Raw genomic sequence first — 19,067 nt, forward strand, 5'->3', positions numbered from 1 at the left:
AGCAAAAAGCCAGAGATGGTTAACCAAGAGCTATGGGGAGTCCTGTTGGCTTACAACCTCATTAGAATAGTGATGATAGAGGCCTGTGCAGCAGAAGAGCCATTAACGCCAACGAGGCTAAGCTTTAGCCACTGCTTGTGGCACGTGACCACCTTCCTAGCCAGGTTGCCAATGAGTAGCCCCGGCAACTTGCCCAAGCACTATGCAGCACTACTGGAAACACTGCGAATGCTTACGCTCCCGGCGTCTCGGCCTGATAGAGTTTACCCTCGAGAAGTCAGGCGGAAACCCACCAAGTATCCATTTAAAAAGAAATGCCAGTCAGCTTAACTGACTGGCATTAAGGCTTAAGGCCTCGCTTTTTGCTTGTCGTAAGGTCGTTTCGCTTAGCTGACCTTAGCTACCAGCTTACTCACTAGGCTGCGCTTCGACTTTAGCTCGTTGCAGGAGTTGCAGAAGAAGTCGACCGCACCGCAGGCCTTTAGCTTCTCCAGCATGCTACCGCATTTGTCGCAGTGGAAACGCTCCACAAAGCTGTGGTGGCAGCTATCGCAGAGCCAATGATCGTGTTGATGGTGTAGCTCGCCGCCACACTCAGGGCACGCCTTAAGTTCAGTCATCATGCCTCCCTACTTTTTCGAGCCCGACATCTTCATCAGCTTTTTGCGCTGACGGGTCTGGGACAAGGTCATCTTCTCTTTTTTACCGGCAAACGGGTTGTCACCCTCGCGGAACTCGATGCTGATCGGGGTACCCATCACCTTAAGCGCCTTGCGATAGTAGTTCATCAGGTAACGCTTGTAAGAGTCTGGCAGCGAGTTTACTTGGTTGCCGTGGATCACGATACGCGGCGGGTTGTAACCACCGGCGTGTGCATAACGGAGCTTAACCCGGCGACCACGTACCATCGGCGGCTGGTGATCGTCTTGGGCCATCTGCATAATGCGGGTCAGCATTGAGGTAGACACCCGCTTGGTGGCGCTCTTGTAGGCTTCAATCACCGAGCCATAGAGGTGACCCACACCGGTGCCGTGCAGCGCCGAGATAAAGTGCAGACGGGCAAAATCGATAAAGCCAAGACGGCGGTCCAGCTCGCTTTTGATGCGCTCTTTGGCATCGTGTTCCATGCCATCCCACTTGTTCACGGCCAGCACCAAGGCGCGACCGGAGTTAAGCACAAAGCCTAGCAAGCTAAGATCTTGGTCGGAGATACCGTTTTGCGCATCAATCACCAACAGTACCACGTTGGCATCTTCAATCGCCTTCAGGGTTTTAATCACCGAGAACTTCTCAACTGCCTCAGTCACCTTGCCGCGCTTACGTACCCCGGCGGTATCGATAATGATGTAGTCCTGATCCTCGCGGCTCAGCGGAATATAGATACTGTCGCGGGTAGTACCGGGCATGTCGTAGACCACCACCCGCTCTTCACCCAAGATACGGTTGGTCAGGGTCGATTTACCCACATTTGGGCGACCGACGATGGCCAGCTTGATGGGCATATCTTCAAACTGCTTGCTCAGCGCGTCCAGCTCGCTCTCGGTTGGCAGCTCAGCCAGCTCGCCGTCTTCACCGTCAAGCTCGTCGCCTTCTTCGGCGCTCGCAGCCATCTGCTCTTTGACAAAGGGCTTAAGGGCCAGTTCCAGCAGTTGGTTTACCCCGCGGCCATGGGCAGCAGCAATCTGGTGAACATCACCGAGTGATAGCGCGTAGAACTCGCCAGTGGCTGAGTCGGCGTCGATGCCGTCTACCTTGTTGGCAACCAGAAAGACCTTCTTCTCCTGCTTGCGCAAGTGATGGGCAATCGCTTCATCGGCAACGGTCAGGCCGGCGCGCGCGTCCACCAAGAACAATACCGCATCGGCCTCTTCGATGGCTTGCAGCGACTGCTGGGCCATCATCGCATCGATGCCCTCTTCGTCACCGTGGATACCACCGGTGTCGATCACAATGAAATCCTGTTCTGCCAACTTTGCCTGTCCATATTTACGATCGCGGGTCAGACCGGGGAAGTCTGCAACCAGCGCATCGCGAGTGCGAGTTAAGCGGTTAAACAACGTGGATTTACCCACATTCGGACGGCCCACTAGGGCAACAACAGGAAGCATAAAGGCCTCTTTCTACAAAAATGAACAAAGGCTCATGATCGATGAAATCATGAGCCTAGAACTGATTAGTACAGATTATAACAAGTTAGCGGCGTTCTAAGGCGTATAATTTACCGTTGCGCGCTTGAACAAAGACATTGTCTCCGCTGACTATCGGCTGGCTATACAAGCCGCTCTTATCTAGTCGGGTCTTGCTGACGAACTGACCGTTACTGCGATCCAGCCAATACAGGTAGCCTTCGCTATCACCTACCATCAGGTAGTCACCGTCGATGGCCACCGGAGTAAGCTGACGATAAGACAGCGCCTGCTGCGACCATTGCTGCTCGCCTTGACGACGGTCCACGCTGAACAGGTGGTCCTGCATGTCGCTTAGGTAGATGCGCGAACCGCTCACCAGCAGGTCTTGATAGGCCGAGTAGCTTTGACGCCACGCTTCAGCGCCGCTGCGCAAATCAACCGATACCAAGTTACCGTTGTAAGCCACGCCATAGAGCTGTGAACCTACCAACACCGGGGTGCTGTCGACATCTACCAAACGGTCGATTTCGGTAGCGCCGCGCGATTGAGCCAGGGTGTACTCAAACATTAGCTGACCGTTTTGCTGCAGGTACAGACCCACGCGACCATCGGCGCGCCCCACAATCACGGCACCGGCAGAGATCAGTGGAGAGCTGGCCGAACGCAGCATCAGGTTAGGCAGGTCAATCACGCTCTCCCAAAGCTGCTCGCCGGTATGGGCATCGAGTGCAACCAAGCGGCCGTTAGCGGTTTGAACTGCAACAATGCTGTCGTCGACGGCAGGCGCTGACAGCACCTCGCCAGAGACTTGGGCTTGCCAAACAATCTCACCGGTTTCAGCATCGAGCGCAAACACATCGGCGTTCTCGGTACCCAAGTAGACGCGCTGATAAGCGCCGACCAAGCCACCAGAGATGCGGGCATTATTGGTATTACCACGGAACTGGTTGTTGCTCTCAACCTTGGAGAGGTCTTGGGTCCACAGCAGCTTGCCGCTTAGGTCATAGGCCTGAACCTTACCGAAGCGCTCGGCGGCAAACAGCGTGTCGTACGCCACCAACGGGGTGAGCTGTGAGTAGTAGTCCTTTACTCCCTTGCCTACGGAGACCTGCCAACTAATACGGGAGTCGAACTGGTTATCGAACTCCGGTACCTCTGCCATGACGACGACGTCTTCTTCTTTGTTAAACAAAGAACAGGCAGACAGGGCAAGACACAATCCTGCTATGGCAAGTGTTTTCAACTTAGCCATTATCAGCAGGCGCCTCCGTCAGATCATTCAGTTTGATATTCAGGCTAGCATCGAGCTCAGCACCGCCGGCCGCCAAGGCCGCTTGGTAGGCTTGGCGAGCCAGAGCCTTTTCGCCGCGCGCGATGTAGACATCGCCACGCAACACATCAACCAAAGGCTGCAGGCTAAAGTCGCTGATTTGCGCAAGCGATGCCAATGCTGCATCGAAGTCTTCTAACTGGAATTGCACGCGAGCAACACGCAGACCCACCAAGCCTTTTAGCTCTTCAGGGGCGTTGTCTTGGGCATACACCAACTGCTGCAGCGCGTCGCTGTAGTTGCCTTCGTCAACCAGGCTCTTGGCCAGTAGCAGCGAAGCAAATACTTCGTAGTTGTCACCGCTTTGGTTGGCCAGAACATACTCTTGTAGCGGCGCAGCATCGCCACTGCGACGCATTTGCTCAACCACCATCTGGTAGGCATCTGATGCGGCTTCTTGCTGGGCAACCTTGTGTTCGCCGTAGTAGCGCCAGCCAAATACCAAGGCCAGACCCGCCACGGTACCGATGACTACCGAGTTACCGTTCTTCTTCCACCAATCCTTAATCGCCTGAACTTGTTGTTCTTCGGTGCTATAAACTTCCACCTGTTCCCCTTAGTCTTCTAACTGCTGTGTAAGCAAAGTCGGTAGCTCTTGCTGCGCGATGGTCTGTTGTTCGTTTTGACCACGCAGGTACTTAACGGTGACTTGCTGGTTGGCCAGCTCATCTTCACCGATAATCAGTGCAATGCGAGCACCGGACTTGTCTGCACGTTTAAATTGTTTTTTGAAATTACCGCCGCCACAGTGGGTCATCACTCGCAGCTTGGGCATGCTATCACGTAATTGCTCGGCGAGGGCAAACGCAGCGCTCAAAGTGCCACTGCCCGCACTAATTACATAGACATCGGCCGGCTCTGGCAGTTCACCCAGTAATTCAAGGGTTTCCAGAAGCAGTACCAGACGCTCCATACCCATGGCAAAACCCACACCCGGGGTTGGCTTGCCGCCAAGCTGTTCCACCAGGCCGTCGTAGCGGCCGCCCGCACATACGGTGCCTTGCGCGCCCAGGCTCTCGGTCACCCACTCGAACACGGTGTGGTTGTAGTAATCCAGACCGCGTACCAAGCGAGGGTTGATTTCATACTCGATGCCAACTGCATCCAAGATCTCTCTTAAGCGAGCAAAGTGCGCTTGGCTCTCTTCGCTTAGGTAATCATCCAGTTTTGGCGCATCCGCCAGACAGGCTTGTACCTCTGGGTTCTTGCTGTCCAGTACCCGCAGCGGGTTGGTGTACATGCGACGCTTGGCATCTTCGTCGAGGCTGTCTTTATGCGCTTCTAGGTGAGCAATCAGCGCATCGCGGTAGGCGGCGCGGCAGGCATTGCTACCCAAGGTATTTAGTTGCAGCGTTACGTGTTTCTCCAGGCCAAAGGCCTTCCAGAAACGCGCAGACAGCATAATCACTTCGGCGTCCATATCGGCGCTGGCTACCCCAAAGCTCTCCACACCGATCTGGTGGAACTGGCGATAGCGGCCTTTTTGCGGACGCTCGTGGCGGAACATTGGGCCCATGTACCACAGGCGCTGTTCTTGGTTGTACAGCAAGCCATGCTGGTTACCAGCACGCACACAGCTGGCGGTACCTTCCGGGCGCAGGGTCAGGCTGTCGCCGTTGCGATCCTCAAAGGTATACATCTCTTTTTCAACGATATCGGTCACTTCACCGATGGAGCGTTTGAACAAGTCAGTGCTTTCTACCACTGGCATACGAATTTCGCTGTAACCGTAAGCGGCGACGGTGTCACGTACTACTTGTTCTACCTTCTGCCAGGCGGGCGTATCGCTGGGCAGGCAATCGTTCATGCCACGAATAGCTTGGATCTGTTTAGCCACGAGAATCTCTAATTTTGCTGCGGTTAATCTAAAGAGTCCCCGATTATATCGGGTTCCTTCGGTGTGTATAGTAAGGCTTACTGCTTCCTGACGGGGGATTCTACCAAAAACAAGCGTTTTGTGTACCGGAAGTCGCCACTGCCGCATGCCAAGAGCAGCACCTTTCCACGTTTAATGCCTTCAAAAAAACGCTTTGGCAAGCTCACTCCCCTGCCCCCTCGCAGCACATTCAGCTTGCCAGAGGCTAGTTTGTCGGCGTCGAGGCATGCCGGCGAAACTCAGTAGGGGTTTGGCTCACCAGCTTGCGGAACTGATGGCGAAAGGTGCTCTCCGAGTTAAACCCGCAGTGGTAGGCGATATGCGAAACACTGGAAGGGGTGGTTGCCAGTAGCTCTTTGGCGCGGTCGATACGTGCTCGGGTCAGCCACTCTATCACCGGCAAACCGAGCACGTTTTTAAAGGTTCGCTGGAAAGTTCGCGGCGTCATGTCCATTTGCTTGGCGAGCGATTCAACACTGTGGGGTTCAGACAAACGCTCCCTGACCCAGTCGACCACTTCTGCAATTTTCGTCTGCGATGTTGCCATTAACTCTTGGGAGATGATCTGCAGCTGCTCGCCATCGCGATAGGCCGGTATTACCAGGCGTTGCGCCACCATATTGGCCACCCGGTAGCCATAATCTTGCCTGACCACGTACAACATCATATCTAAGCCAGCCGCTGAGCCTGCCGAGGTGAGGATATTGCCATCTTCGATATAGATGGAAGTTGGTGATACCCGCAGATTTGGGTATCGCTCAGACAGTAAGTTGGAGTGGTGCCAGTGGGTGGTAACGGCTCGACCGTTCAGCAGCCCAGCGGCCGCTAACACAAATGCGCCGGTACAGATGCTACAGATCCGCGCGTTTCGTTGGTGCGCCCGTTTTAAGGCCTTGAGCAATGCCTCCGGAGGTTGCTCGTTCACATCTCGCCAGCCGGGCAGGATAATGGTATCGGCCTGGTCGAGGATCTCGGGGCCGTGTTCAAAGGTGACCGACACGCCGCCCACTGCGTCCACCGTGCTTGATTCGATACCGCAAACCTTAAAATCGTACCAATCGACATTCAGCTCGGGCCGCTCCAGACCAAAGATCTCGACGGCGCAACCAAACTCAAATGTTCTCAGTGATTCGTATCCCAGTAAAACAACACTGTGCCGTGACGAGGTGGCAGGATCTTGCGGCATTTTGTCCCTATTCAATCTGTTACGAGCATCACCTTGTTTATAACATTTTTATAGATAAACAGATACGGACAGTTTCTCCCCCCATGAAAGTCGCACTAGTCAATCCCCAAACCGAAACTCGAAGCATGCGCGAGCTTTATGATCATCATGAAAATCATGCACTTGCCTTGCTTCATGCGCAGTTAGAACAGCACCTACATCAATGTGAAACCATCGACCTGCGGGTCGACTCGTTAAGCGAGCGAGATGCCGCACAGCAGATTATGGCGGGCCACTTCGATTTGGTCGTGTTTAGCGTCAACTACGCGACCATGTCATCGGCCCTGCTGATCAGTGGAATCATTTGCCTCGAAGCGGCACATAAGCCAGTGATTGCCCTCGGCGGCGAACATGCCAGCTACCAGAATATCGAGATTATGGAGACTTACCCCCATATCGATGTCATCTGCCACGGAGAGGGTGAAGCCACCCTGCTGCAACTGGCCAATGCCTTGGAAGAAGAGATCCCGCTTGAGTCGGTACTCGGCATCACCTATCGACGCGCAGATAAAGTGGTTGAGGCAGAGCCCCAGCCGCCCATCAGCGAACTCGACATCCTTCCCTTTGCCGATCATCACGTTGCCCAACGCGCCATAAGCAAAGGCAAATGCGTCGAGATTGGCATTATGACCAAGCGCGGCTGCCCCTATCCGTGTAGCTTTTGCAATGCCCAGCGCTTTTTAGGGAATGGGAATACCGGGGTTCGCGATCGCAGCCCCGAGAGCGTGGTGGAAGAGATTGAGCAACTGGCGCCGCTGGTCAAACAAACAGGCCAGTTCTTGAGGATCTACGACGCGACCTTAGTCACCCCTTCAAACACCGATCGAAAGTGGTTTAATCAATTCTGCGATCTGATGGAAGCGAAACAGCTGCGGGTGCCCATGGACGCCTTTATTCGCACCGACAGTTTCAACCTCAGTAAAGAGAAAGACCGGGCGTTTCTGGAGCGTCTGAGAGGCGTTGGCTTAATTAGCACTTACTTAGGCCTAGAGGCCGGTGATGACCAGCAGTTGGAGTTGTACAACAAGAAAACCAACGCTGAGACATCGGAGGGGAAATATCACTACCTGCGGAGCTTGGGGATGTCCGGCTCGTCCAACGGCATCATCAACTTCTTCCAAGGCTCGACCATTGACCAGCTAAAAACCAACGCGGCGTTTTTATCGCGGGTGGGGATGGCGACCTTCTGGAATTTTCTCTCAAGGGCGGAGACCTTGCCCGGAATAGAGATGAACAAATCAACCAAACAGCAGCCACGAAAGAACCTCTGGGATGTCAGCAACTATCAGTTTGAGGATAGACGGGTACATCATCTCTATGAGGCGCTATATAGCATTGGCAATCAGCATTACTTCGTTCGCTATGAAGACCGGATCGCCCGGCGGATCCGCGACAACATTCGCATCAAAAACTTCTACCAAGGTTATCTTGGATACTCGGAACAAGAGCAAGCATTCGATGACCACATCCAAACGCTACAGTCGTTCACGGTGGAGTTTGTGCTGGCCCAGATAGAGAACGTCAGCCTGGAGAACGCCTTTGTTCCCAACCCGAGGGACATCCGTAACTACGTTGCGAAGATGAACGAGGGACTTGCCTTTATTGCCGACCACTACCGAGAGTACATCTAATGAATACCTCAACCTATATCAAGCTGAGCCTTTCAGCCTTCTTCTGGGGAGGGTCGGCCATCGCAGGTAAAATTGCGATGCAGACCTTCTCTGTTTCACTGGTGACCATGTTGCGCTTTAGCATCGCCGCACTGGCACTGTTGGTTCTGTATCGCCGGCAAATCAAGGCCTATGCCATGCCTGCCAAGCAACACCTGAGGGTAGCGTTCACCGCGTTTTTCGGAATTACCGCCTGTTACTACTTCTACTTTGGCGGGCTTAAGCTCTCCAGTGCCTTTAACGCCGGTATTATCGAGGCAACCATTCCTTGCCTGACTCTGTTTATTGCCACCTGCAGCGGCAAGCGAGAACGGCTTACCAAGGTGATTGGCTTCTTAGCCGCCTATATCGGCGTTATCTACATCGTGTTTGAGGGTAAGCTGGAGAACTTACTGACCATTGAGTATTCGGTGGGGGACCTGCTGCTGCTGTTTAGCACCTTCTGTTTCGCCATCTACAACATCTTGGTTGAACGCAACAAGCGAGACACCCCGAACACCCTGTTTATGTTCTACATCTTCTTCTACGGCAGTTTGCTGTTGCTCCCTTGGCCAGTGATCGATTGGATGGTGGCCGGAAATAGCATGCTCCTGCAGCCGATAGAATTCGATGCCATCATCGCGGTACTGTTTATGGCGATGGGCGGCTCGGTTATCGCCTACCTGTTTTTCAACCAAGCGATCTCGGTGGTCGGCGCCGCCAGCGCTTCATCGTTTATTAACTTGGTGCCGGTGATCACGGTGTTCTTGTCGGTGGCGTATTTGGGAGAGGATATATCGGTGAGTCAGTGGACTGGATCGCTGATCATTTTTATCGGTGTTGCGGTATCGAATTACGAGCCCAAGCGTGAGCGCTCCTCCCCGACTCCGATGGTCAGTGAGCAGGTTGAGTAAGCGGTCTTCCTACGTCAGATAGTAAAAACGCGACATCAGATGTCGCGTTTTTTATTGAATCGCAGCGGTTAAAACCGGGCTAGACCTTGGAGATGGCAATCCGCTGACGGATCCGCGCTTCCAGCTCGTCAACCAGCTTGTCGTTATCGAAGCGCTCTTTTTGGCGCACGCCGTCGATGTAGAAGCCGCTCTTGCGGTTACTGCCGGTAATGCCCATATCAGAGATCAGTGCCTCACCCGGGCCATTAACTACACAACCGATAATCGATACATCCATTGGCGTCACGATATCTTCCAGTCGCTGCTCCAGCTCGTTCACGGTAGAAATCACGTCGAACTCTTGGCGTGAGCAACTTGGGCAAGCGATAAAGTTGATGCCGCGCGAGCGGATACGCAGTGATTTGAGGATGTCGAAGCCAACCTTGATCTCTTCCACCGGATCGGCCGCCAGCGACACCCGCAGGGTATCGCCAATGCCTTGTGCCAGTAGCATGCCTAAGCCCACCGAGGATTTCACCGAGCCGCTGCGCAGTCCGCCCGCTTCGGTGATGCCAAGGTGTAATGGCTGGTCAATCTTTTGCGCCAGTTGCTGGTAAGCGCCTACCGCGAGGAACACATCGGAGGCCTTTACGCTGACCTTAAACTGGTCGAAGTCGAGACGGTCGAGGATGTCCACATGGCGCATCGCTGATTCAACCAGGGCCTCAGGAGTCGGTTCACCGTACTTTTCCTGCAGGTCCTTTTCCAAGGAGCCGCCATTTACCCCGATGCGGATCGGGATATTGCGCTCTTTGGCAGCATCAACCACCGCGCGAATGCGGTCTTCGCGACCGATATTGCCGGGGTTGATCCGCAGACAGTCCGCGCCGTACTCCGCTACTTTAAGGGCGATGCGGTAATCAAAGTGGATATCGGCCACCAAAGGGATATCAATCTGCGATTTGATCTCTTTGAAGCACTCGGCGGCTTCCATGGTGGGTACCGAAACACGCACGATATCACCGCCCACCGCAGCGATACGCTGGATCTGCGCCACGGTGGCGTCGATATCGGTGGTGCGGGTATTGGTCATGGACTGCACCGTAATCGGCGCATCGCCGCCGACCGGCACATTGCCGACCATAATCTGGGTGGATTTACGGCGTTTGATTGGACTTTCTTGCTGCATGTTAAATCTTCACTACCCTACTCAGGGATTTGCATTCTAACGACTCGACCAGGAGTATAAGAAGAAAGGTCGACGCTTTCACCTTGATAAGAAATACTTACCCCAGCCACTGTACCCAGAACCAGACGAAACGGCGCTTGGCCTTCTAAGGTCAGCTCACGTCCGGGCTTCATGCCGCCGATAATCAGGCGTTTCTCGTTGGCGTCGTAAACCTCTAGCCAGCACTCTTGCTCGAAGGCTAAGCCCAACACGGCTGCGTCACTAGCGGGCTCAGATTCACTCACCGGGCTTGCTACCGATTCAGTAACTGCGACGGCTTGTGGTTCACTTTCTGGTAAGGCAATGGGCTGTACGATTTCTGGTGTAGTCTCTGCCACGGGCGTGGAAGCAGGCGCGCTCTCAACGGCAGGCGTTTCAACCGACGGAGTGACAACGGGTGCGACTACGGATTGTGGCTCAGGGCTTTCAGGCAGTTGCACTGGAACGGGCTCTTCAGTTGGCGCATCGGCGCTTGTTTCATCAGCAGTTGTTTCAGGGCTTGTCGAGTTAGCAAACTCGGCGGCAACCGGCGCGGCAGGCTCTGCTTGCTGCTCTTGGATAACAATCTCTTGCTGATGAAGTTGCTCGTTCAGTGCCTGCTCTTGCTCGGGGCTCAATGGCGGGGTTAAGAACTGGTACTTGCCATGTTCTTGCCACCACCACATCACTAGCAGCGCGAAGATGCCGATACCAATCAGGTAGCTGACACGCATCAGGCGGCTATCGTTGTTCTTTTGTTTGATCTTCTTCGAGAAGCTTTGCAGTTCGGTAGCGGTATCGGCTGAATCACTGCTCTGGGCATAGCTGTCGAGAATGCTCTGCTCGTCCAGCTCTACCAAGCGGGCATAGGCGCGCAGGTAGCCCTTGATAAAGGTGGTGGACAGGCCGCTCTCGTAGCTATCGCCTTCAATGTCTTTGACCACTTGTAGGCGCAGTTTCAGGGCGTCGGCCACCTGCTCCTGACTCAGATTGGCGGCAACACGGGCTTCCTGGAGCAATTGTCCAGGGCTGGGCACAGTGTGTTCTTCGCTATTCTCTTCTGGAGCGGATTTCGTGTTAGTACTCATTAGCTATATATCGTTTTGTTTGAATTGCGTTGGGGAAACGCTGTTGTAGTTCCATCCCCCAGCGAGCTTCCGCAGCAAAATTGTCCGCACCGTTTTCCAGTAGGACCCAAGCGAACAGGCTACGCGGAGTCTGCTCGGCAATACTATCATACCGCTCTAAATAAACACGGGCTTGGGAGAATTTATTTTGCGCAATCAGGATCTCGCTGGCACCGAGTAACGAGGCTGGACGATTGAGGTTATAGGCCAAGGCGGCATTGAAATACGCCAGCGCCTTATCGGGCTCTCCCTGACGGCTGGCACATAGGCCAGCGTTCTCATTGGTGGAGGCAACTTCGATGTAATCCGGGTTGCTCAGGGCTTGGTTAAACAGCTTCTCGGCGCGCTCAAAATCGCCATGCTGGCAGAGCATCACGCCGTAGTTATTCATCACATCGCCATCGCGGGGGCTCAAGCTAAGCGCTTGCTGATAGGCAGCCTCTGCGCGCTCGCGCTGACCTACTTGGTTGAAGAAAAAGCCTTGGGCCACATAGACATCGACCAAGCGCGGTGCCAGTTGCAGAGCTAGATCGAGGTTACGGCGAGCTTGCTCAGCATCACCGGCTTCCAGGTAGCGCAGCGCCAAGCTCACCCGGGTTTTAGCCGCAGCTTCTTTGTCGACCGTGGTTCCAACGTCGTTGCGCTGTTGCCCATTGACCCGGGTTTCGGTTACGCAGGCAGATAGCCCTAACACACATGTCACCAGTAACAGCGCTGGTGCAGACACTCGCAGCATGACCCATCCTTGTTCTCAAGCGATATGTCTAAGTTGCTGTCAAATGGTCAAAAATGCAAACTTTTCTATTGAACGTTGACCGAAATTGCTCGCTCGGCCAAGCGTTTTTTCATGGTGCGCTTGGTACGGTCAACCACATCGCCAGCCAATTGGCCACAGGCCGCATCGATATCATCGCCACGGGTCTTACGCACCACCACGGTAAAACCGTACTCCATAAGTACCTTGCTGAAGCGGTCAATACGACTATTGCTTGGCTTGCCATAGGGTGAACCCGGATAAGGGTTAAATGGGATCAGGTTGATCTTACATGGGGTATTACGCAGAGTTTGCGCCAGCTCGTGGGCCTGCTCCATCGAATCATTGAGATGGTCTAGCAGTACATACTCAACGGTGACCTTGCCTCGGTTGGCATTGGACTTGGTCATGTAGTTGCGCACTGAATCGAGGAAGCAGTCGATGTTGTACTTGTCGTTAATCGGCATGATTTCGCTGCGCAGCTTGTCATTCGGCGCGTGCAGTGAGATGGCCAGTGCAACGTCAATCATATCACCCAGTTTGTCTAGCGCAGGTACCACCCCAGAGGTGCTCAGGGTCACCCGGCGCTTGCTCAGACCAAAGCCAAGGTCTTCCATCATCAGTTCCATCGCTGGAACCACGTTCGCGAGGTTGAGCAAAGGCTCACCCATGCCCATCATCACCACATTGGTGATCGGGCGATTCATGCCGTCTTTCTGGAAGCCAATCACCGAGGCGGCACGCCATACCTGACCGATGATCTGCGATACTGTCAGGTTGCGGTTAAAGCCTTGTTGGGCGGTCGAACAGAACTTACACTCCAGCGCGCAACCCACCTGAGAAGACACACACAGGGTGGCGCGGTCTTTCTCGGGGATATAGACGGTTTCGATCTCTTGGCCGTGGACCATCATCGCCCACTTAATCGTGCCATCGGCAGAGCGTTGCTCTTGAGAGATCTCAGGCGCAACAATCTCAGCAACCTGCTTAAGCTTGCCGCGCAGCGCCTTGTTGACGTTGGTCATTTCGTCGAAGTCAGACACGCCATAGTGATAGATCCACTTCATCACTTGATCGGCACGGAATGGCTTTTCTCCCAGTTCCTGGAAAAATGCGCGCATCGCTTTGCGATTCAAGTCGAGTAAGTTGGTTTTCTTGTCACTCATGGCAGACCTCAGTTTCAACCGATTTAAAAATGGCGGCGAATTGTACAAGTTATCGTGGTCGCTTGCCAGCCCTCGCCCCAGCTAAGTCTAGTTTAGGCTGTAAAGCCTTCGTATTGGGCAGTTTTATCGGTGCGCTAGAAACAACAAAGCCGGGAAATCCCGGCTTTGTTTAACTAAATGTCTTAGGGACGTGGACAGAGCTCATCGTCGCTAAAGAAGTAGGCAATCTCACGCGAGGCGGACTGCGGTGAGTCTGAGCCATGGGTGCCGTTGGCGGGCATTACGCTGCCAAAGTCGCCCCGCAGGCTGCCCGCAGGTGCTTTTTCCGGGTCGGTGGGGCCCAGCAAATCGCGGTGATGTTGCACCGCATTCTCACCTTCGAGCACCGATACCATGATCGGTCCCGACATCATAAAGTCCTTCAGGCGAGGGTAGAAATCCTTGCCTTCGTGTTCGGCGTAAAACCCTGCCGCCTGCTCTTCACTGAGCTGCACCATCTTCGCGGCTACCACTTTGAGCCCAGCTTGCTCAAAACGCTGGTAGATTTCACCAATGACATTGTTGGCAACGGCATCCGGTTTAATGATTGAGAAGGTCCGTTCAATGGCCATACACGCTCCCTAATTAACTGACTACGTTTTTGTTATCGATTTGTTTTAGATATTAAATTAGCTGTAATCAGTTAACAAGCGCGCAATGGTTCTCACGCCATGGCCTTTGCCGCCGGTCGCCCACAGTGCGTTGCCGGATTTCTGGTAAGAGCCTGACAGATCGAAATGCAACCAGTTCTGTTTATGTTCACCAACAAACTTAGACAAGAAGGCTGCTGCAGTGGATGCACCCGCCATACCTTCGCCCGAGTGGATATTGGCGACATCGGCAAAGGCAGAGCCAATTTGGCCAACATGGAACTCTTCCAGCGGCAGTTGCCAGGCTTTCTCGTGTTCGCTGTGCGCAGCGCTTACCGCTTGCTGGGCCAGCTCGAAGTTAAAGCCAAACACCGCATTGTAGTCGCGCCCCAGCGCAAACTTGGCAGCGCCGGTTAGGGTAGCCGCATCAATTAGCAGCCCCGGTTTCTCTTCACAGGCAGCAATCAGGCCATCGGCCAGCACCAAGCGACCTTCGGCATCGGTGTTCAGCACTTCCACGGTCACGCCGTTTTTGTAGGTGATCACATCACCTAACTTGTAAGCCTCACCAGATACCAGGTTCTCGGCGCAGCATAGGTATAGCTTCACCCGCTTATTCAGACCACGCGCAATCGCCAGACCCAAGGCACCGGTAACGGTGGCCGCGCCGCCCATATCGCTTTTCATCACCGACATGCCATCAGAGGGCTTCAGGCTATAACCGCCGGAGTCAAAGGTAATGCCTTTGCCCACGAGCGCAATATCCACCGGCGCATCGACTTTGCCAGTCGGGTTGAAATCCAGTTGTAGCATCGCTGGCGGACGAGCACTGCCCTTACCCACCTGATAGCAACCGACCCAACCGTGCTCAAGCAGCGCCTCACCGCTAATCACTTGATAAGACACCGCATCGCCGCCCAGTTCGCTTAAGAACTCCGCCGCAGATTGGCATAGGGTTTCCGGGTAGATCTCGGCAGGTCCACGGTTAATCGCCTGGCGAGTCCAGTCGCTGGCTGCTTTTAGCTGGGTAAACACCGCCAGCTCAGCCTCATCTAACTCTGGCAGGCCAAGCTGGTTGTTCAGCTTGGCGTTGTAATAGCCTTGGTGGAAGGCAAACACCTTCTCGGCATCCCAATCGCTGCCAGAGAGTGACAACTCAGCCAAGCCCTGAGCATCGAGCTTACGACCGGCCTTCTGGATTTGCTGCTCAATCGACTGGTCGTTTTTAAGATGGATGTGCGCTTGGTTGCCATCAAAGGTGACCAGCGCGCCTTTGCCCCAATGGGCCGGAGCGGGATCGAAGGTTAACGAAACCTGCAGGGTATCTGACATGGGCTTTCCTTAGAATACGGTAACTATAGGGTGCTGGCGTTTAGCGACTAATCGCGCTCATCCTGCCAGGCAAGAATAATGGCTTCGAGGATCCGCTCGTTACTTTTCTCAGGATCATCTGCAAAATCGGGGAGTTGGCAGATCCAGCTATGCAGGTCAGTAAAGCGCAGCTGCATGGGATCTTGGTCGGGATAAGCCTCTGCCAGTTCGATGGCAATGTCTTGAATATCGGTCCAACGTAGGGACATAACTTACCTCCGTGTGAAAGTGGAGAAGCGGGAGTGGTCCTCCCGCATAGACTCTGTAACTTAGTGGTTCTCCGACACCTGATTTAAAGTGTACTTAGGGATCTCAACCACCAAATCTTCGTCGGCGACTTTCGCCTGACAGCCAAGGCGTGACTCGGGCTCGAGACCCCACGCCTTATCCAGCATATCATCTTCCAGCTCGTCGCTCTCTTCCAGTGAATCGAAGCCTTCACGCACGATCACGTGGCAGGTGGTGCAGGCGCACGATTTCTCACATGCGTGCTCAATCTCAATACCCTCGCGCAGTGCCACGTCCAGTACGGTTTCACCTTCGTTGGCATCGATAGCAGCGCCCTCTGGGCACAGCTCTTCATGAGGCAAGAATACAATTTTTGGCATACTACAGTCCTTCCACGCTTTGCCCTTTCAAGGCTTGTTTAATTGAGTTGTCCATGCGGCGAGCGGCAAACTCTTGGCTTTGCTGATCAAGCGTCTTAATCGCCTGCTCGATGGCAGCTACATCATCTTTCGCCGCCACGTTTGCCAAGGCTTGCATAGCCTGCTCGATAAGGGTGCGCTCATCGGCCGCCAGCAGGGTTTCGCCGTCAGCGTCCAGCGCCGCGGTCATATTTTCGATAAAGCGCGAGGCTTCCACCTGCTGCTCACGTAGCATACGCATGCTGATATCGTCTTTGGCATGGGTAATCGAATCTTTGAGCATACGGGTGACTTCGTCATCTTCCAGCCCGTAAGAAGGCTTCACCTGTACCGAAGCTTGCGCGCCGGTCTCTTTCTCCATGGCGGTCACCGACAGCAGCCCATCGGCATCAACCTGGAAGGTCACACGAATATGCGCAGCGCCCGCCGCCAAAGGCGGAATATCGCGCAGGGTAAAGCGCGCCAGAGAGCGACAATCGTCAACCAGCTCACGCTCGCCTTGCAGCACGTGGATCGCCATTGCGGTTTGGCCATCTTTGAAGGTGGTGAACTCTTGAGCGCGCGCCACCGGGATGGTGGTGTTACGCGGTATCACCTTCTCCACCAAGCCACCCATGGTTTCAATACCCAGCGACAGAGGAGTCACATCCAGTAGCAGAAGCTCACCGTCTTTTTTATTACCCACCAAGATATCGGCTTGCAGCGCCGCCCCAATGGCGACCACCTGATCCGGGTCGATGGATGTTAGCGGCTGTTGGCCAAAGAAACTGGCCACGTCCTCGCGCACCTTAGGTACCCGAGTCGAACCGCCAACCATAACCACTTCGCCGACCTCGTCTTGAGCAATCCCGGCATCACGCAGCGCACGGCGACAAGCGCGGATAGAGCGTTGCACCAGCGGGGCAACCAGCTCATCAAACTGGCTACGGCTTAGATCGCCACGCCACTGATAGCCGTGGCTATCAAGCACAATCTCGGTGCTATCTCTATCGCTTAACGCAACTTTGGCGGCGGTGGCTAGGCTATAGAGCTGGCGCACCAATTGGCTGTCAGCGAGATCGCTGATACCCGCTTGCTGTTGCAACCAGCCAACAATCGCCGCGTCGAAGTCATCGCCGCCAAGGGCGGAGTCGCCGCCGGTTGCCAGTACTTCAAACACACCTTTGGACAGGCGCAGAATCGAGATATCGAAGGTGCCGCCGCCAAGGTCGTAGACCGCAATCACGCCTTCATCGCCACTATCCAGACCATAGGCAATGGCTGCGGCGGTGGGCTCGTTGAGCAAACGCAACACATGCAGACCCGCTAGCTGGGCGGCGTCTTTGGTGCCTTGGCGCTGGGCATCATCGAAGTAGGCCGGAACGGTAATCACTACTCCGTCAGGCTCACTTTGCAGGCTCTCGCTCGCACGGGCCGCCAAGGATTTTAGGATCTCAGCAGAAACCTGAATCGGGTTCACTGGGCCTGCCACGGTTTCAATCAGTGGCGAGTCTTGCTCAGCAAAGCGATAAGGCAGGTGAGACTGGTCAACATCGGCCAGCTTTTTACCGAGCAGACGTTTAACCGAGGTGATGGTGTTGTGCGAGTCGCTGATGCGGTGCTCGGCGGCCTCAAGGCCAACCGTGACCGCATCGGCTTGATAACGCACTACCGAGGGAACCAGCAGGTTACCGTTGGCATCGGGCAGCACTTTCGCACTGCCACTGCGTACGGTGGCAACCAATGAGTTGGTGGTACCCAGATCGATACCCACAGCCAGTTTGTGCTGATGCGGCGCCGCTGACTGACCCGGCTCAGCAATTTGGAGTAATGCCATAGCGATTAAAAATCTAGAAGTTGTTCTTCAGCTTGCTGCAACTGCTGCTCAAGCCGAGCGTAAAATTTAAGCTTGCGCACGATATCGCCCGCCTGCTGATAATGGCCTTCATTGTAGGCGCTTTCGAAGTCATCACTCAAGCTGCGTCGGTCTTTGTTTAAACGCGCCGCAAGTTTATCGATAGCGTCTTCGGGGTCGGCAGCTGCCTGTAAGCCCTCAAGCTGCTCACGCAGCTCCATTTGCAGCATCAAAAACTCGACGTCACTAACGGTTTGCTGCTCGCCTGCCAGCTCAATGCCTTGCAGGCTAAGCAGGTATTGAGCACGATTGAGTGGTGCTTTAAGGGTCTGGTAAGCATCGTTAATTTGCGCTGCGCGCTGCATGGCAATGGCCTGAGCCTGAGCGCTTTCGCCGGCAAACTTATCGGGGTGGAACTGGCTTTGAAGGGTGCGGTAGCGACCAGCTAAATCGCTAAGATCCAGCTGGTAGCTTGGAGTGAGTGAGAACAGCTCGAAGTAGTTCATTAAATGTTGAAACTCTCGCCGCAACCGCACTCATCTTTGATGTTAGGGTTGTTAAAGGCGAAGCCTTCATTGAGCCCTTCTTTAACAAAATCCAGCTCGGTGCCGTCGAGGTAAGCCAGGCTTTTCTCGTCGACAATCACCTTCACGCCGAAGCTGTCGAACAAGATATCGTCGCCCGCCACTTCATCGACAAACTCCAACACATAGGCCATACCTGAGCAGCCGGAGGTTTTCACCCCCAAGCGCACGCCAATCCCTGAACCGCGATTTTGCAGAAACTGACTGACATGATTTGCAGCCGCTTGGGTGAGTGTTACAGCCATGCTTACCTCTTAATATTTAGGCGTTTTTCTTTTTGTAATCGGCAATTGCCGCCTTGATAGCATCTTCTGCCAGAATCGAGCAGTGGATCTTCACAGGTGGCAGAGCCAGCTCTTCGGCAATTTCAGTGTTCTTAAGCTCTGATGCTTGATCCAGCGTCTTACCCTTAACCCACTCGGTAACCAGTGAGCTAGATGCAATCGCAGAACCGCAGCCGTAGGTCTTGAATTTGGCATCTTCAATTACGCCGTCATCACCTACTTTAAGTTGCAGCTTCATCACATCACCACAAGCCGGTGCACCCACCATGCCGGTGCCGATATGGGCATCGTCTTTGTCTTCGAAGGAACCTACGTTACGTGGGTTCTCGTAATGGTCAATAACCTTGTCGCTGTAAGCCATA

At 54.2% G+C, this 19,067-nt stretch carries 20 protein-coding genes; 2 read left to right on the forward strand and 18 right to left on the reverse strand.

Going from position 1 to position 19,067, the window contains the following annotated elements:
- Positions 1-386: 386 nt before the first annotated feature.
- From G462_RS0110095 to ftrA, 6 genes are all read right to left on the reverse strand, one after another.
- Entirely contained in the window at positions 387-620 is a 234-nt protein-coding gene (locus G462_RS0110095; protein ID WP_026958891.1) for a zinc ribbon domain-containing protein, read from the reverse strand.
- Positions 621-629: 9 nt separating this feature from the next.
- Positions 630-2,108 carry a ribosome biogenesis GTPase Der gene (gene der, locus G462_RS0110100; protein WP_026958892.1) on the reverse strand — a complete coding sequence of 493 codons (1,479 nt, stop codon included), beginning with the start codon at positions 2,106-2,108 and terminating at the stop codon, positions 630-632.
- Between the two features lie 85 nt (positions 2,109-2,193).
- Positions 2,194-3,381: an outer membrane protein assembly factor BamB gene (bamB, locus tag G462_RS0110105; RefSeq protein WP_026958893.1), complete on the reverse strand. Its 1,188-nt coding sequence runs from the start codon at positions 3,379-3,381 to the stop codon at positions 2,194-2,196.
- The gene (locus G462_RS0110110) at positions 3,374-4,006 is read right to left on the reverse strand and encodes a YfgM family protein (protein ID WP_026958894.1); all 633 of its coding nucleotides are present in this window, start codon (positions 4,004-4,006) and stop codon (positions 3,374-3,376) included. The genes bamB and G462_RS0110110 overlap by 8 nt, the downstream gene beginning before the upstream one ends.
- Positions 4,007-4,015: 9 nt before the next feature.
- Positions 4,016-5,296, reverse strand: coding sequence for a histidine--tRNA ligase (hisS, locus tag G462_RS0110115; RefSeq protein WP_026958895.1), 1,281 nt, complete (start codon positions 5,294-5,296; stop codon positions 4,016-4,018).
- 244 nt (positions 5,297-5,540) lie between these two features.
- A complete protein-coding gene (ftrA, locus tag G462_RS0110120) occupies positions 5,541-6,521 on the reverse strand; it encodes a transcriptional regulator FtrA (protein WP_026958896.1) in 981 nt (326 codons plus the stop codon).
- An 83-nt stretch (positions 6,522-6,604) separates the two neighbouring features.
- Here ftrA and G462_RS0110125 point away from each other — a divergent pair, with 83 nt between their 5' ends.
- Both G462_RS0110125 and G462_RS0110130 read left to right on the forward strand, forming a co-directional pair.
- Positions 6,605-8,191, forward strand: coding sequence for a B12-binding domain-containing radical SAM protein (locus tag G462_RS0110125; RefSeq protein ID WP_026958897.1), 1,587 nt, complete (start codon positions 6,605-6,607; stop codon positions 8,189-8,191).
- The gene (locus G462_RS0110130; RefSeq protein WP_026958898.1) at positions 8,191-9,123 is read left to right on the forward strand and encodes a DMT family transporter; all 933 of its coding nucleotides are present in this window, start codon (positions 8,191-8,193) and stop codon (positions 9,121-9,123) included. The genes G462_RS0110125 and G462_RS0110130 overlap by 1 nt, the downstream gene beginning before the upstream one ends.
- 79 nt (positions 9,124-9,202) lie before the next feature.
- Here G462_RS0110130 and ispG read toward each other — a convergent pair whose 3' ends face one another.
- The 12 genes from ispG to iscU all read right to left on the reverse strand — a co-directional run bounded on the left by ispG (position 9,203) and on the right by iscU (position 19,066).
- The gene (gene ispG, locus G462_RS0110135) at positions 9,203-10,291 is read right to left on the reverse strand and encodes a flavodoxin-dependent (E)-4-hydroxy-3-methylbut-2-enyl-diphosphate synthase (RefSeq protein ID WP_026958899.1); all 1,089 of its coding nucleotides are present in this window, start codon (positions 10,289-10,291) and stop codon (positions 9,203-9,205) included.
- 17 nt (positions 10,292-10,308) lie between these two features.
- Positions 10,309-11,397, reverse strand: coding sequence for a RodZ domain-containing protein (locus G462_RS0110140; RefSeq protein ID WP_026958900.1), 1,089 nt, complete (start codon positions 11,395-11,397; stop codon positions 10,309-10,311).
- Complete coding sequence (pilW, locus tag G462_RS0110145; protein WP_035477457.1) at positions 11,387-12,172, reverse strand: type IV pilus biogenesis/stability protein PilW; 786 nt, start codon at positions 12,170-12,172, stop codon at positions 11,387-11,389. Before pilW ends, G462_RS0110140 begins: the two co-directional genes overlap by 11 nt.
- Positions 12,173-12,237: 65 nt before the next feature.
- Positions 12,238-13,356: a dual-specificity RNA methyltransferase RlmN gene (gene rlmN / locus G462_RS0110150; protein ID WP_026958902.1), complete on the reverse strand. Its 1,119-nt coding sequence runs from the start codon at positions 13,354-13,356 to the stop codon at positions 12,238-12,240.
- A 182-nt stretch (positions 13,357-13,538) separates the two neighbouring features.
- The gene (ndk, locus tag G462_RS0110155; RefSeq protein WP_026958903.1) at positions 13,539-13,967 is read right to left on the reverse strand and encodes a nucleoside-diphosphate kinase; all 429 of its coding nucleotides are present in this window, start codon (positions 13,965-13,967) and stop codon (positions 13,539-13,541) included.
- A gap of 57 nt (positions 13,968-14,024) precedes the next feature.
- Positions 14,025-15,317, reverse strand: coding sequence for an aminopeptidase PepB (gene pepB / locus G462_RS0110160; protein ID WP_026958904.1), 1,293 nt, complete (start codon positions 15,315-15,317; stop codon positions 14,025-14,027).
- 47 nt (positions 15,318-15,364) lie between these two features.
- Positions 15,365-15,565, reverse strand: a complete 201-nt coding sequence (gene iscX / locus G462_RS0110165; RefSeq protein WP_026958905.1) for a Fe-S cluster assembly protein IscX — start codon at positions 15,563-15,565, stop codon at positions 15,365-15,367.
- A 60-nt stretch (positions 15,566-15,625) separates the two neighbouring features.
- Positions 15,626-15,964 carry an ISC system 2Fe-2S type ferredoxin gene (fdx, locus tag G462_RS0110170; RefSeq protein WP_026958906.1) on the reverse strand — a complete coding sequence of 113 codons (339 nt, stop codon included), beginning with the start codon at positions 15,962-15,964 and terminating at the stop codon, positions 15,626-15,628.
- A gap of 1 nt (position 15,965) precedes the next feature.
- Positions 15,966-17,819 carry a Fe-S protein assembly chaperone HscA gene (gene hscA / locus G462_RS0110175; protein WP_026958907.1) on the reverse strand — a complete coding sequence of 618 codons (1,854 nt, stop codon included), beginning with the start codon at positions 17,817-17,819 and terminating at the stop codon, positions 15,966-15,968.
- A gap of 5 nt (positions 17,820-17,824) precedes the next feature.
- Positions 17,825-18,343: a co-chaperone HscB gene (gene hscB / locus G462_RS0110180; RefSeq protein WP_026958908.1), complete on the reverse strand. Its 519-nt coding sequence runs from the start codon at positions 18,341-18,343 to the stop codon at positions 17,825-17,827.
- Positions 18,343-18,666, reverse strand: coding sequence for an iron-sulfur cluster assembly protein IscA (iscA, locus tag G462_RS0110185; RefSeq protein ID WP_026958909.1), 324 nt, complete (start codon positions 18,664-18,666; stop codon positions 18,343-18,345). Before iscA ends, hscB begins: the two co-directional genes overlap by 1 nt.
- Before the next feature lie 16 nt (positions 18,667-18,682).
- The gene (iscU, locus tag G462_RS0110190; RefSeq protein ID WP_026958910.1) at positions 18,683-19,066 is read right to left on the reverse strand and encodes a Fe-S cluster assembly scaffold IscU; all 384 of its coding nucleotides are present in this window, start codon (positions 19,064-19,066) and stop codon (positions 18,683-18,685) included.
- Between the last annotated feature and the right edge of the window lies 1 nt (position 19,067).

It is taken from the genome of Aliagarivorans taiwanensis DSM 22990, from assembly GCF_000429505.1.
Classification (GTDB): Bacteria; Pseudomonadota; Gammaproteobacteria; order Enterobacterales; family Celerinatantimonadaceae; genus Aliagarivorans; species Aliagarivorans taiwanensis.